Annotated in this window: 14 protein-coding genes and 1 other RNA gene; 10 read left to right on the top strand and 5 right to left on the bottom strand. The window is 40.3% G+C overall.

Features of this window, described 5'->3' with window-relative positions:
- Positions 1-53: 53 nt before the first annotated feature.
- Complete coding sequence (locus tag B9T23_RS00520; protein ID WP_086192372.1) at positions 54-3,104, top strand: heavy metal translocating P-type ATPase; 3,051 nt, start codon at positions 54-56, stop codon at positions 3,102-3,104.
- Positions 3,105-3,243: 139 nt separating this feature from the next.
- Positions 3,244-3,522 (top strand): hypothetical protein, encoded by a 279-nt coding sequence (locus B9T23_RS00515; RefSeq protein WP_067724072.1) that lies wholly within the window; start codon positions 3,244-3,246, stop codon positions 3,520-3,522.
- A gap of 123 nt (positions 3,523-3,645) precedes the next feature.
- Here B9T23_RS00515 and B9T23_RS16710 read toward each other — a convergent pair whose 3' ends face one another.
- The 4 genes from B9T23_RS16710 to B9T23_RS00500 all read right to left on the bottom strand — a co-directional run bounded on the left by B9T23_RS16710 (position 3,646) and on the right by B9T23_RS00500 (position 5,379).
- A complete protein-coding gene (locus tag B9T23_RS16710) occupies positions 3,646-3,822 on the bottom strand; it encodes a hypothetical protein (RefSeq protein WP_155859807.1) in 177 nt (58 codons plus the stop codon).
- A 434-nt stretch (positions 3,823-4,256) separates the two neighbouring features.
- Positions 4,257-4,440, bottom strand: a non-coding RNA gene (ssrS, locus tag B9T23_RS00510) — 6S RNA.
- Positions 4,441-4,540: 100 nt separating this feature from the next.
- Positions 4,541-4,825: a cell division protein ZapA gene (locus B9T23_RS00505; RefSeq protein ID WP_067724073.1), complete on the bottom strand. Its 285-nt coding sequence runs from the start codon at positions 4,823-4,825 to the stop codon at positions 4,541-4,543.
- 2 nt (positions 4,826-4,827) lie between these two features.
- The gene (locus B9T23_RS00500; protein WP_067724074.1) at positions 4,828-5,379 is read right to left on the bottom strand and encodes a hypothetical protein; all 552 of its coding nucleotides are present in this window, start codon (positions 5,377-5,379) and stop codon (positions 4,828-4,830) included.
- Between the two features lie 64 nt (positions 5,380-5,443).
- On the opposite strand from B9T23_RS00500, the gene B9T23_RS00495 reads away from it, so the two are divergent.
- The 6 genes from B9T23_RS00495 (at position 5,444) to B9T23_RS00470 (ending at position 11,379) form a co-directional block, all read left to right on the top strand.
- Positions 5,444-6,073: a UPF0149 family protein gene (locus tag B9T23_RS00495; protein ID WP_086192370.1), complete on the top strand. Its 630-nt coding sequence runs from the start codon at positions 5,444-5,446 to the stop codon at positions 6,071-6,073.
- Positions 6,074-6,152: 79 nt separating this feature from the next.
- Positions 6,153-7,484, top strand: a complete 1,332-nt coding sequence (pepP, locus tag B9T23_RS00490) for a Xaa-Pro aminopeptidase (protein ID WP_171263035.1) — start codon at positions 6,153-6,155, stop codon at positions 7,482-7,484.
- Between the two features lie 452 nt (positions 7,485-7,936).
- Complete coding sequence (locus B9T23_RS00485) at positions 7,937-8,173, top strand: DUF378 domain-containing protein (RefSeq protein ID WP_067724077.1); 237 nt, start codon at positions 7,937-7,939, stop codon at positions 8,171-8,173.
- Positions 8,174-8,507: 334 nt separating this feature from the next.
- Complete coding sequence (gene ubiH / locus B9T23_RS00480; RefSeq protein ID WP_086192362.1) at positions 8,508-9,716, top strand: 2-octaprenyl-6-methoxyphenyl hydroxylase; 1,209 nt, start codon at positions 8,508-8,510, stop codon at positions 9,714-9,716.
- Positions 9,713-10,954, top strand: a complete 1,242-nt coding sequence (locus tag B9T23_RS00475; RefSeq protein ID WP_086192359.1) for an FAD-dependent monooxygenase — start codon at positions 9,713-9,715, stop codon at positions 10,952-10,954. The genes ubiH and B9T23_RS00475 overlap by 4 nt, the downstream gene beginning before the upstream one ends.
- Positions 10,955-11,130: 176 nt before the next feature.
- On the top strand, positions 11,131-11,379 hold the full coding sequence (locus B9T23_RS00470; protein ID WP_067724080.1) for a hypothetical protein: 249 nt from the start codon (positions 11,131-11,133) through the stop codon (positions 11,377-11,379).
- 81 nt (positions 11,380-11,460) lie between these two features.
- Here the strand turns inward: B9T23_RS00470 and rsmI are convergent, their stop codons facing one another.
- Positions 11,461-12,300, bottom strand: a complete 840-nt coding sequence (gene rsmI / locus B9T23_RS00465) for a 16S rRNA (cytidine(1402)-2'-O)-methyltransferase (RefSeq protein WP_086192357.1) — start codon at positions 12,298-12,300, stop codon at positions 11,461-11,463.
- 12 nt (positions 12,301-12,312) lie between these two features.
- On the opposite strand from rsmI, the gene B9T23_RS00460 reads away from it, so the two are divergent.
- A complete protein-coding gene (locus B9T23_RS00460) occupies positions 12,313-13,248 on the top strand; it encodes a penicillin-binding protein activator (RefSeq protein ID WP_086192353.1) in 936 nt (311 codons plus the stop codon).
- The gene (locus B9T23_RS00455; RefSeq protein ID WP_228145881.1) at positions 13,248-13,673 is read left to right on the top strand and encodes a YraN family protein; all 426 of its coding nucleotides are present in this window, start codon (positions 13,248-13,250) and stop codon (positions 13,671-13,673) included. The genes B9T23_RS00460 and B9T23_RS00455 overlap by 1 nt, the downstream gene beginning before the upstream one ends.
- Positions 13,674-13,699 lie beyond the last annotated feature (26 nt).

Below are 13,699 nucleotides of genomic sequence, written 5' to 3'. Positions count from 1 at the left end.
CCTAGGTACAGACTTTATGCTAGCACAATTAAAGAATAAAATAGGTGAGTCTGATGAATGAGCAACAAAAATCTCCTTGCTGTAAAAAACAGGATTCAGGGCTTGAATTGGTTAAAACCGATCCTGTTTGTGGGATGAATGTCTCTGAAAATACAGCATATTATTTTGAATATCAGGGGGAGAGATATTTATTCTGTTGCGATGGCTGCAAAAAGAATTTTGCCAGCAATCCTGAAAAATATCTCTCAACAAAAAATAAATCAACTTCAAGTTGTGGTTGTGCAAATAAAGCCAAAGTGGCAGCGCTATCATCTTCATGTTGTGGTAGTCAAAAAGCACAACAAAAGGAATATATTGATCCCGTCTGTGGCATGACCGTGACGGATTTATCCAAGCCGCATACTGAATATTTAGGAAAAAAGTATTATTTTTGCGGTCAGAACTGTTTAAATAAATTTCAGGCAAATCCTGAGCAGTATTTAGAAAAAGATCAACCCAAAGCTTCGGGATGTGGGTGTGCATCTAAATCCAAAGCAGATGAAAAAAAATCGTGTTGTGATGGAGCAGATCAAAAAAATGTGTATGAAAATACACAAACGCTCACAGATCCAGTCTGTGGTATGCAGGTCAAAACAGATTCTAAATTTCATACGCAGTTTGAATCACAGGATTATTATTTTTGTTCGGAACGCTGTCTGAATAAATTCAATCAGCAGCCAGATCAATATCTAAAAAGCAATCAGAAAGCATCATCCTGTTGTGCTTCAACAGCAAAAGCGGCAGTTGAAGAAAAGAAATCTAGCTGTTGTGGCGGAACTCATCCTTCATCATCACATAGTTCGGAAATTGACCCTGTGTGTGGCATGTCGGTAGATACTTCAACTGATTTAAAAACAGATTACCAGGGCGAAACTTACTATTTCTGTAATCCATCCTGCCTAGAGAAGTTTAAGGCTGATCCTGAATTTTATTTGATTCCTGCGGATCAGCGACCTGTACCTGAAGGTGCAGCGGATATGGATTATACCTGTCCAATGGATCCTGAAATTGTACAAAAAGGACCGGGAACCTGCCCGATTTGCGGCATGGCTTTGGAACCGATGCAACCGACTTTAAATGATGCACCGAATCCCGAACTGGTCGATTTCAGTCATCGTTTCTGGATGACATTGCCCCTCACTTTAATCGTATTTGTATTGGCAATGGGTTCGCACATCTATGCCTTTATTCCGCAACATATTCAGCCGTGGATTGAACTGGTTTTATCTATTCCAGTCATCCTTTGGGCGGGTAAGCCGTTTATCGAGCGTTGCTGGATCTCTTATAAAACCCGCAACCTGAACATGTGGAGCCTGATTGGTGTCGGGGTGTTGGCGGCCTTTATTTACAGTGTTGTCGCAACAGTCTTTCCATCACTGATTCCGATGCAGGCGAAAACCGGTCATGGGGTCGCCGTGTATTATGAAGCGGCCTGTATGATTGTGTCCTTGAGTTTGCTTGGGCAAATCATGGAGCTGAAAGCCCGTGCCAAAACCGCAGATGCGTTAAAATCACTGTTGAAACTGCAACCGCATACTGCAAAACTGGTGCAGCATGATCAGGTGGTGGAAGTGGATATTGGCATGGTGAAACAGGGCGATATCCTGCAGATTTCTTCAGGTGATCAGATTCCACTGGATGGCATTGTGGTGGAAGGCAAAACCTATGTCGATGAAGCGATGATGACGGGTGAACCTGTACCCGTTAAAAAAGAAGTCGATGATCGGGTGATTGGTGGCACAGTGAATCAGCAGGGTAGTATTCGTATACGCACAACAGCAGTTGGTGCCAATACCACTCTAGCGAAAATGATTCAAACCGTAGCAGAAGCACAGCGTTCCAAAGCGCCGTTGCAACGTCTGGCTGATGTATTTGCTAAATATTTTGTCATGATCGTCCTTGCAATTAGTGTGTTGACCTTTATTGCCTGGATGGTTTTTGGCGAAGCACAGTTTGATTTGGCACTCATGTGCGCAGTAGCGGTTTTAATTATTGCATGTCCATGTGCTTTAGGTCTGGCAACGCCAATGTCAGTCATGGCAACCACAGGTCGCGCGGCACAAAAAGGGGTGTTGTTTAAGGATGCTGAAGCCATTGAAGCCTTAAGCAAAGTCACCACCTTAATTATTGATAAAACTGGAACTTTGACCGAAGGTAAACCGAGCCTGAAAGAGATTAAATTGCTTTCAGAGCATGTTGAGCAAGCTCAGGTGGAACAATGGATTGCATCGATTGAGCAATATTCAACTCATCCGATTGCACAAACTTTGACAAAGCTTGTTCCGAATAATCAACTGATTAAGGTCAATGATTTTGAAGATGTCACCGGCTTTGGGGTGAAAGGGCAGATTGAAAATCAAATATTGTATGTGGGCAGCCAAAAACTCATCGATCAACTGGGCTTAAAGTTAAATGAAACTATTCAAGTACAACTTGATCAGCAACGATCTAAAGGTAATGTGATTAGTTTCTTGGCCAATGAGCAAGAGGTTTTGGCCTATATCTCGATTCATGACGCGATTAAACACAATGCGCATCAAGTGATTGATCAACTGATTTCGGATGGCATAGAAGTAGTCATGGCGACAGGTGATCATGAACAAAATGCAAAACTGATCGCGGCAGAACTAGGAATTCAGCATGTTTATGGCAACTGTACACCAACCGAAAAATTAGACATTGTGAAAAAATATCAGGCCCAAGGGAAAGTTGTGGCAATGGCAGGTGATGGTATTAACGATGCTCCTGCACTTGCACAAGCCAATGTCGGGATTGCAATGGGGAATGGTACCGATATTGCCAAGCAAACGGCCCAAGTCACCTTGGTTAAAGGGGATATCCGCGGTGTGGCTGATGCTATTCATATGGCGAAACTGGGCGTGAAAAACATGAAGCAGAACTTGGCATTTTCTTTTGTCTATAATGGTTTAGGTGTGCCAGTGGCTGCGGGAATTTTTTATCCATTAACTGGTCTGTTATTGACACCGATGCTTGCAGCTGTGGCGATGTCACTCAGTTCTTTGTCAGTCGTGCTTAATGCCTTACGTTTGCAAAAGTCTGAATAGGACTGAAAAGCTAGGCATTTATTTATATAGCGTACCCAAGATGAAAATCTTGGGTATTTTTCATCTATTGTGTTGAAAGTTCGGGCTTTTGATTAGATATGTGTCATACTGCAGGCTCAAAAAACACTCAAAGGTTAAAATGCCCAATACAAATTCACTGGTAGCGATAGAACAAATTTATAATTTTTTAAAAGTAACTCCTGATTATAAGATGAATAACCAATTTGATAAGTTGAAAGATTTTTTCTTCGAACTTAATGATCATAACATTGGTGATTTTGAATCTTATAAACCATTTAAATTTACACTTAATTTTAATAAATCATGGATATTAATGGATGCTGTGGCAGCTCCAGATTTCAACAATAAAAAATTATTTCTAAATTGGGTGGTTGCAAGATTAAATATTATTGCTTAAAAAATATCTTTTAATCTTAATTGTTTGAGTTGATTTAACTCAATTATAGTGTTTCTGATGAATGATAAAAACCCACATCTCGTGGGTTTTTTTGATTCAGAAATTAAATTATTTCGCAGTTGGCTATTTTTTCTCTGATTGTTCTTTTTGATCTGGCTGGTCTTTAGGCTTTGTTTGCTCTTCTTGAGCAGGCTTAGGAGACTGTTCATTGGTATTAGAATGCTGAGCAGTTTCGTTAACTTTATTTGAAAATTGATTAAAAGAAGCTTTTTTAGTAGGTGCTGTATTGTTAACAAACATAGTTATTCTCTGTTTTAATTGCCGAAGATTCGATCTGGTAAGAGTGACACATTAATCTAGTTACAATGAGGTAGATTGGAGCGAGCTATGTAGGGATATGTACGATTAAAAAATTTATATCTTATTTATATTTCAGAATTTTTTATTATTTTGGAGTATGTGTGTGATCTATATCATTATGTGAAAATTCAGCATAATTATTTTATATTTTCTCGACACCCAATCTGTACAGTAATCTTTTGAGCTTAAATCATGAAATGGTTTTTAAAGGCAAAAAAGCATAAAAAATTTAAAATTATCCCAACAAAGTGAGTGAAATAAAGAGCATTTAGAAAATTAGGGGATGATTTATTTTGAATGTACTAATTAATAATAAAGATAGATGGCTTTGAATTTAGCTGTATTTTTTTAAGTTATTATTTTTAAATTAAATAAACACTCCGAAGATGCCGCTGCATGTCATTACCCTTGAACCCTAAAGTTCAAGGTGGACGCGGCGCATACTTGCTGGGTTTCCTACTCGAAGGCAGGCATACACTCTAAATATACAGAACGCATCCGGGGGTGTAGATATCGGCTCAGGGGAATCTGACTCGCTGGCGAACATCTCAGAGATGGGATAAGTATAACCAATAATCACGTATTGGCAAATCATCCGTGTGCAGGAACTGTAAACTTAGATTTCAACTGCTGATACTTTGCCCAATTTTAACAAAAATTAAGCCAAATCATCCACATCTTCTAAAATGGTCGCCAACAAACGCTCGCAGTGAGCATATTCTTGCAATGATTTATTCATCGCGAGCACTTCTTGCATCAGCTCTAAAGCCACCATGATAATTAGTTTAGTCGGCTCTAGACGTGGGGCTTTACGACGAAAATCATCATATTTTTCATTTAACAATTCAGCTGCGCGTTCCAAATCAGCTTTTTCAGTTTCAGTGGTGGCTAAACGAAAATTATGTCCCAATACACGCAATTCAACAGCAATTTGTTCACTCATGCTTAAATGTCCTCATTGGCTTCTGTTGGGTGAGCAAGTTGTTGGATTTCTTGCGCGTGCTGATCTTGAGCAGTCCCTAAAATAGACAAGCGCTGAATAATCGCTTCAACCTTGGCCTTGGCATGCTCATTTTTTTGTAACAATCTTTCTCGTTCCTGCTGCAAAGCTTGAATTTCCTGCTGAGCAAGACGTTGTTCATTTTGCATTTTTTCTTTAATGACACGTAATTCATTACGTTCAGCAAGAATTTCCTGAAAACGATTTTTAAGATCGGTACAACTTTTTTCCAAGCGACTATAACGATCAGCTAAAGAAGTCGCATCCGTATTCAATTGCTTGAACTGGGAGCGTGCATCGCTTAATTGCTCACTAAGATCATCTATTTCTTCTTGCTTCTTGGTAATGATGCCGTTCTTTTGCACAATTTGGGCATGATGATGCTCGGCAGAATTTTCTTTTGCCGCGGTGAGTGCACTATTTTCACTTTCATAATGCGTAAGTCGCGTTTTTAAAACGCCAATATGCGCCTGTAGACGCTGTAATTCTTCTAACATATGGTAGTCGCACAGTATTGCAAACAAAGGTAATATATACGAAGTATAGAGATTGGATAAACGAATGCAAGACGATATTTCAGGTTGGTCGGAATGGCACCACAATTTTTCAAAAATTGAAGAGATTTCAAGCCCAAGTGAGTTACATGGATTACTTACGGGTATTGTTTGTGTTACTCAGGCACCAACCAGCGATGAATGGCAACAAATTTTAGCAACCCTTGAAATTCCAGCATTGGATGAACAAGTGCTGAATTTGCTCGCAGATGAAGCGGAAGATATTTCTCATGCTTTATCAGACGATGAACTGGACTATTTACCACTGCTTCCGGATGACGAACACGTTCTTGCGGATCGTGTACAAGCGTTGGCAGATTGGTGTGCCGGGGTTGTACTTGGTTTCGGTTTGGCTTCAGGTCATATCCGTCCAGATGAAGTCGAATGGATTGAACATCTTCAAGATGTTGCAGCAGTCGAGTTTGAAGAATCTGACGATGATGAAGAGGGCGAAGCAAGCTATCAGGAACTTTATGAATTTGTGCGCTTGATTCCTGTTAGCCTGTCATTGGGACGAAAGAAAGTAGAAATTGCAGAAACGCCGTTGCTGAAAAAGCTTCAACCTCAATTGAAAAGTGCAGCTTCAATAGATGCAAGCAGTGTTGTAGAAATGTTTACACCACATCGTCCGAGCTAATTCGGGCGATTCTGGTTCAACAACAGGCTATTTAAAAAGTTATAACCTCCACTCATAAAAGACAAAAGTAAACTTAATGATGAAACTGACTCAAGCAGATTTTCAGGAACGTCGCGACCGCCTGGCAGAAGAAATGGGTCCGCACAGTATTGCGATTATTGCCACCAGTCCGGTTGCTATGCGTAACCGTGATGCAGATTATAAATTTCGTGCGGACAGCAGCTTTTTCTATCTGACGGGATTTGCAGAACCTGAAGCAGTGGCTGTCATTGAGACATTTGAGTCGATTGATGAAGGTTATACTTATAGCTTGTTCTGCCGTGAACGTAACCGTGAAATGGAAATATGGAACGGTTACCGTGCCGGTGTAGATGGTGCAGTAGATGATTATGAGGCTGATGAAGCCTACGCGATCGATCTGTTAGATGAAGAAATTATCGAGAAATTGCTCGATAAACAGAAATTGTTCTATCGTATTGGTCAGCAAGCTGATTTTGATGCGCGTGTAGCCAAGTGGATTGCTGAGGCCAACGGTGAATCACGTCGAGGTACCTCTGCACCTGCAAATGTGATTCAGCTGGATCGTATTTTAGATGAGATGCGTTTGCACAAATCCGAAAAAGAAATTAAGTTGATGCAACTTGCATCGAACATCAGTAGCGAAGCGCATACTCGTGCCATGCAAACTGTACGTCCGGGCATGATGGAATATGCACTTGAAGCAGAAATCAATTATATCTTTGGTAAAAATGGTTGCGTACCTGCCTATAACAGCATTGTTGGTGGCGGAGCAAATGCCTGCATTCTGCATTATGTGGAAAATGACAAAGCGCTAAACGATGGAGATTTAGTCCTGATTGATGCAGCATGTGAATATCAATTGTATGCTTCTGATATTACCCGTACTTTTCCAGTCAATGGTAAATTCAGCCCTGAGCAAAAAGCGTTATATGAACTTATTTTAAAAGCACAACTTGCAGCGATTGATGCTGTGCGTATCGGTAATTCATACAAAGAACCGCATCATGTTGCTGTTCGTATTATGGTTGAAGGTCTGGTTGAGCTTGGCTTGATGAAAGGCGATATTGAAGAAATTATCCGTAATGAATCTTTCCGCCAGTTCTATATGCATGGCACTGGTCACTGGTTGGGTATGGACGTGCATGATGTTGGTTCATATAAAATTGATGGTGAATGGCGTGCCTATGAAGAAGGCATGGTCGTCACTGTTGAACCGGGTCTATATATTGCACCAGATGATGAAACTGTAGATGCGAAATGGCGTGGTATTGGTATCCGTATTGAAGATGATGTGGTAGCCACTGAAAACGGTCCACTGGTACTGACCAAAGATGTGGTGAAAACAGTAGAAGATATTGAAGCGTTGATGGCGAAGGCCAAAGTAGCCTAAGCAATTTTTTAGTATTAAAAGCCGGTCTGATGATCGGCTTTTTTATTAAAAGTGTAATATGCTTGGTGCACGGCTTTTAGATCTTTCAATAAAAACCAACTGCATTTTTGCAGTGCATATATTACATGCACGTATTTACTTGTCATCACAATTATTTCTAATCAATAGGATCGTTTGATACGTTTTAATTCTTCTGAGATGAGATTAAGGAAGAATCGCAATATTTAATGTAATTCGAATTGATACTCATTGAAGACGAGAGGTGATTTAATTTACGTTGATCGCGAATAACTCAAATAAAACTAACCAAGTTAAAATTTAAATTCTATAACATCACACTAATTCAACATAGAAAATCGGTTTTTAGCATCAAAGCAACATATTAAATCTACTTTTCTTCTCATACTTTCTCTGATCCTCAAATAAACTTAAAGAAGAGCGGGAGAAAAATTATGAGATTAAATACTCTAGACTGGATTGCTTATGCTTTAACCATTATTGGTGGCATCAACTGGGGCTTAATTGGTGCGTTTGACTTCAATTTGGTCGCTGCAATCTTTGGTGAAATGAGCACTCTATCTCGAATTGTTTATGTCTTGGTTGGTTTGTCTGCACTTTATTTGATCTATACAGGAACTAAATTAAGTAAATCAGTACATCATGAGCCTCAGACAAGAATTGTGCGTTAACAGACAACGATCGGAATACATCAACTTCAATCCTCATTAAGCCGATTTTTCCGTAATTTATATCATTGGCTTATTTTGCTGACCTCATTGATCCTATAAAAAAACGGAGCTTAAGCTCCGTTTTTTTATGATGAGACATTGCAGTTTATATGTATTCTTGTTGAAATTTTTTCATCAATAGAAAGTGGTAGAATCGAAATTTACCCGAACTTTCATATCATTTATAAGCCAAGCTTTAATTCATTATAAAAATGAAAATTTTTGAGCTAATATAAAATCAATCAAGATTATAAATATCTAGACGTTTTAGATATCGCATAGAAAGGATCAAAACATGCAACAAGAGGTCATCATTGTTGGTGGTGGAATGGTGGGGCTAAGCCTCGCTTTGATGTTAGCCAAAGCAAATATTGCAGTCAAACTGCTCGAAGCCATCAAATACCCAAATTATGATGATGCCAATCTTGCCCCGTATCACTCCAGTTTTGATGCGCGAAACAGTGCCTTGTCACGTCGCAGTGTTCAAATCTATCAAGAACTCGGTTTGTGGAATGCCTTGCAAGAGCATGCCACTCCAATTCTGGAAGTGCATATTACAGAGCAAGGCAGCTTTGGTAAGGCTCGACTAAAAGCTGAACAAGAAAAAGTCGAAAGCTTTGGACAAGTCATTGAAAATGCCTGGCTCGGTCGTGTACTTCTAACGGAAGTTAGAAAACAGCCGCTGATTGAATTGATTGATGGTGTACAAGTCACTTCACTCACGCAAGATGCTGATCAAGCCCATATTGAAGCTGTACGCGGTGAAAAAACTTTATCTTTACAATCAAAACTGGTGATTGCTGCCGATGGTCGTGATTCATTCTGCCGTAAAGCTTTAGGCATTGGCGCAGATGAACATGATTATGATCAAGTCGCGATTGTCACCACAGTACAAACATCTAAGCCACATCACCACGTTGGTTTTGAACGTTTTAGTCCGCTTGGACCTTTAGCACTTTTACCTTTACCGGGTGAATACCGCCGTTCAGTGGTTTGGCCAGTGAAAAAAGGAACTGAAGCGGAATGGCTCGGTGAAGAAAATGATCAACATTTCCTGGATGCCTTACAAGAAACCTATGGTGACCGAGCAGGCAAGTTCCAAAAAACCGGTCGCCGTTTTAGTTTCCCATTGTCCCAAGTGCTTGCCGAAAAACAGGCAGTCGGGCGTGTGGTATTAATGGGTAATGCTGCACATACCATTCACCCCGTTGCCGGGCAAGGCTTTAACTTGTGTATGCGTGATGCTTATGTATTGGTGCGTTCTCTGACAGAGCAATTATCTAAATCTGAAGATATTGGTGAGCCAAGCATGTTACTTGCTTACGAGCAGGCACGATTAACTGATCAACAACGTGTAATCAAGTTCTGCGACACTGTGGTACGTGGCTTTAGTAACCAAAACCCTGTGCTCAAATTGATCCGTAATACCGGATTACTTGCTTTTGACATGATTCCTGGCGTGAAGCCATTGGTGGCAAATTACGCAATGGGGCTAAAAGCATGAGTGAAGTTCTAGATGTGCTAGATGTTGTTGTTATTGGCGGTGGCTTGGTGGGTGGTTTAACCGCATTGCTGCTTGCACAAGGTGGTGTTCAGGCCACGGTACTCGATGCTGCACCTGTTTTAGATGAGCAAAAAGTTCTTTCTGTTGCAAACCCACGTGTTTTGGCACTGAGCCAAGCTACCATTCATTTGCTCAAAACAGTGCATGTGTGGGAGAAGCTTGCCCGTCAGATGCCCTATAGCGGCATGCAGGTGTGGAATAAAAACGGCTATGGTGAAATTAATTTTGGACAAGCCAGCCAAAACACACCCAGTGCTGAACAGACTTTAGGGTCGATGGTTGAGCCGAGTGTTTTGAATTTAGCCATTCAGCAAAAAATGCTGGAACAGCTGCAAGATTACCGCACTCAAGTCAAAGTCATACGCGTAGAACAAGGTGTGGGCATCTGGCATATTCACTTGGCGGATGGTACAGCGCTTAAAACCAAACTGGTGATTGGTGCCGATGGTGCAAACTCATTTGTCCGGGAACAAGCTTTTATTGACCTGGATATCCTCGATTACAAGCAGGCAGGTTTGACTTGCGCCATTCGAACTGCACAGCCGCATCAGCATGTGGCACGTCAGATTTTCCTTGAAACCGGACCATTGGCATTTTTACCCATGGCAAGTTTAAAGCCGGAACAGGACGGCTATTGGCAATCGATTGTGTGGACATTGCCGGACGATTATGCAGAACAATATGCAGCTCTTGATGATGCCGCTTTTACTGCACTTTTAACACGTGAGAGTCATCACATGCTAGGTGAGGTATTAGAAGCTACACCACGGGCACAATTCCCGCTTAAAGCACGTGCTGCACAGCAATATGTGAAAGCGGGCTTAGCCCTGATTGGCGATGCTGCACATGTAATTCATCCGCTTGCTGGGCAAGGGGTAAATATTGGCTGTTTAGATGCTGCCATTTTATGTGATGCATTATTGCATGACAAAAAGCGTGGCGTATGGGCACATGAACAAACTTTACTGCGCTATGAACACCATCGCAAAGGACAGAATGATGCCATGATGCATAGCATGTCTGCGATTGGCTGGATGGAAACCACACAACTTTTCCCTGTAGTCTGGGCGCGAAATTTCGGCTTAAAACAAGTGGAGCAACACGCAGCCTTAAAAGATGCCTTTATGTCTCAAGCCAACGGATTACAGGTCTTAAAAGACACTTGTTATGCAGTTTGAGACTGAAAAGCTGATTTTTGTACAAATATTCATATAAGTTTACTTTTTTGATTAAAAAAGATACGTTTTTTTTGCATTTAACTCTATGCGAAACGATCAGAGATTGCTAAATTTCTTCCTAATTCAAAACCAATTCACATTGGAACTATAGAAGTCATTTGTGGGGAGAAATAGAGATGACAGATATGAATGACTACGATGAAGTAGAAGAAACTGCGGTAGATGAGGATGAAGCGAAGGCTGCTGAAAAAGGGGCGTCTGCCAGTGAACCTGCGCTAACTGATAGCGATTTGGCTGAAGCAGAAACTTTAACCGTAACTGCTAAACTGAAACAGCGTCAAGCCTTGGAAGATGAAGTTGCTGCGTTCCTTGCACGTGGTGGTCGCATTGTTGAAGTCCCTGCGGATGAATCTGCAAAAGACTAATCCTGCCTTTGCTTGGTTTTTGTAAGGGATATAAAAAAGCATCACAGAAGTGATGCTTTTTTACTTTTTACTGGCTCATTTTTATTCTTGATTGGTGAGTTCCAAAGCACGTTGATACGCCACTTTCTTTTTGATTCCCATCAAATCAGCTGCCAATTGTGAAGCTGCTTTTACCGATAAATCTTGCAATAAACGAGTCAATAACTGATCCAGTTTTTCTTGATCTAAATCCTTTTCTACCGTTGCACCACCAATAACTAATACAATTTCACCTTTTTGCTGGTTATGGTCAGATTCAATCAATTGAATCAACTCTGCCAAAGTCATTTTTTTGATGGTTTCAAAAGTTTTAGTGATTTCACGGGCAAAACCAACCGGACGGTCTGCACCAAAAATATCAGCCATATCTTTAACTGACTCTAAAATACGATGCGGTGCTTCATAAAAAATTAAAGTTTGAGTTTCATCTTTTAACTTTTCTAACTGAATTCGACGCTGCGATTGACGCGAAGGCAAAAAGCCTTGAAAGCTAAAACGGTCGCTCGGCAAACCGACAGAACTGAGTGCGGCAATCGCTGCACAAGCACCTGGCACAGGAACCACGCGAATATTATGCTCTTGCGCGGCACGAACCAGTTTAAAACCCGGGTCACTAATCAGCGGCGTACCTGCATCACTAATTAATGCCATGTTTTCGCCATTTAGCAATCTTTGGATCAATATATCAATTTTGTTACTTTCATTATGCTCATGACACGCAGTCAGTGGAGTTGATATATTATGGTGCTTTAATAATTGAGCAGAAGTACGCGTATCTTCTGCCGCGATAATACTTACAGACTTCAAAACATTAATTGCACGATAAGTGATGTCATCTAAGTGCCCAATTGGGGTCGCTACAACAAATAACTGAGCACTCATAAGGTTTCTCCAATGTTGAATAATAAAAATAATTTGATGGGCTTCATCCTGTATTGCATTTTTAACCAAGCACAAGCCGAAGTATTGGTCATTTTACCTGAATCGGGCCCTATGGCGCGAGCCGGATTGAGTGTCAAACAGGGTTTTATGAGTGCTTATCAAGCATCAGGTCAGAAAACTCCGATTAAATTTGTAAACTCGGATAAAAAACAAATTTCCCAGCTACTAAAAATAAATGTAAATAAAAAAACCCAGATGGTGATTGGGCCTTTAGCACGCAATGAGGTGGAAGGGTTAATCAAAAGCAAACCCAAAGTTCGTGTTTTGGCTTTAAATGAAGTGACTGATCAATCGGATAATGTCTGGCAATTCAGTCTATCCAAGAAAGATGATGCTTATGCGCTGAATCAAATTTTGCAGAAAGATAAAATTAAGCAACTTTATGTTTTTCGCCAACCGGGAACAGAAGTCGACAGTGAACTTTTTCTCATGTCTTTAGTTTCACAAATTGATTATCCCTTAACTCTTGTCGAGGAAATACCTGAAAAGTTGAATAAACAAAGCAGTTTATTACTGCTCGGAAATAATGAATGGCTCAATAGTCTGGCCAAGCTGCCGAATAAAAATGTCTATGTACTAGCGAATGCCATTGAACAACATGAACCCATTCCCAAAGGTGCGAGGTTTTGTGATGCACCCGCTTTATATGATCCGGGATGGTCAGATGTGATTAAAGCCTATCAACACAATCCTGTTTCCATGCCATATCAACGGCTATTGGCCTTTGGCGGTGATACCTGGCATATTGCTCAACAATATTTAGATGAACCGAATTTAAAAAGTATTGAATTTGAGGGGCGTACAGGGTTGATTAAAATCAGCAATAATCATATTCAGCGTATTCCACATTGCTATGAAAATACCAGAAAAGGCATTAAGACCTTGTAATGGCAAAGAATATGCAAGCAAATTTAGGACAATGGGCAGAACAACAGGCCTTAGCACTTTTACAAGCTCAAGGTTTTGCGCTCATTGTCACGAATTATCATTGTGGATATGGGGAAATTGACCTGATTGTACAAAAGGATCAAGAATTGATCTTTGTGGAGGTGAAAGCACGCTCTGCGACTCAATATGCACAATCATGTGAAACGATTTCACTCTCTAAACAAAAGAAGATTATGAAATCTGCTTTATGCTTTTTAAATACTCATCCACAATTCCAACAGTTTTATTGTCGTTTTGATGTGATTTGTTTTGATTTTTTTCAACAATTTGCAAAAACAATACAGCAAGATTTTTCTAAATTCACTTATGATCAACAATGGATTGAAAATGCTTTTACTTTTGAGCAAGAGTTTATTAATCTTTGAACAAAATCAGAGCATAAATGCTGAAA

The sequence above is a fragment of the Acinetobacter terrae genome, assembly GCF_002135195.1.
GTDB lineage: Bacteria > Pseudomonadota > Gammaproteobacteria > Pseudomonadales > Moraxellaceae > Acinetobacter > Acinetobacter terrae.
The sequence above is the reverse complement of the archived record's forward strand: the minus strand, read 5'-3'. Positions and strand labels throughout refer to the sequence as shown.

Coding starts and splice junctions, on each gene's coding strand:
- B9T23_RS00520 (WP_086192372.1), top strand. CDS start 54: ATGAATGAGCAACAAAAATCTCCTTGCTGTAAAAAACAGGATTCAGGG.
- B9T23_RS00515 (WP_067724072.1), top strand. CDS start 3,244: ATGCCCAATACAAATTCACTGGTAGCGATAGAACAAATTTATAATTTT.
- B9T23_RS16710 (WP_155859807.1), bottom strand. CDS start 3,822: ATGTTTGTTAACAATACAGCACCTACTAAAAAAGCTTCTTTTAATCAA.
- B9T23_RS00505 (WP_067724073.1), bottom strand. CDS start 4,825: ATGAGTGAACAAATTGCTGTTGAATTGCGTGTATTGGGACATAATTTT.
- B9T23_RS00500 (WP_067724074.1), bottom strand. CDS start 5,379: ATGTTAGAAGAATTACAGCGTCTACAGGCGCATATTGGCGTTTTAAAA.
- B9T23_RS00495 (WP_086192370.1), top strand. CDS start 5,444: ATGCAAGACGATATTTCAGGTTGGTCGGAATGGCACCACAATTTTTCA.
- pepP (WP_171263035.1), top strand. CDS start 6,153: ATGAAACTGACTCAAGCAGATTTTCAGGAACGTCGCGACCGCCTGGCA.
- B9T23_RS00485 (WP_067724077.1), top strand. CDS start 7,937: ATGAGATTAAATACTCTAGACTGGATTGCTTATGCTTTAACCATTATT.
- ubiH (WP_086192362.1), top strand. CDS start 8,508: ATGCAACAAGAGGTCATCATTGTTGGTGGTGGAATGGTGGGGCTAAGC.
- B9T23_RS00475 (WP_086192359.1), top strand. CDS start 9,713: ATGAGTGAAGTTCTAGATGTGCTAGATGTTGTTGTTATTGGCGGTGGC.
- B9T23_RS00470 (WP_067724080.1), top strand. CDS start 11,131: ATGACAGATATGAATGACTACGATGAAGTAGAAGAAACTGCGGTAGAT.
- rsmI (WP_086192357.1), bottom strand. CDS start 12,300: ATGAGTGCTCAGTTATTTGTTGTAGCGACCCCAATTGGGCACTTAGAT.
- B9T23_RS00460 (WP_086192353.1), top strand. CDS start 12,313: ATGTTGAATAATAAAAATAATTTGATGGGCTTCATCCTGTATTGCATT.
- B9T23_RS00455 (WP_228145881.1), top strand. CDS start 13,248: ATGGCAAAGAATATGCAAGCAAATTTAGGACAATGGGCAGAACAACAG.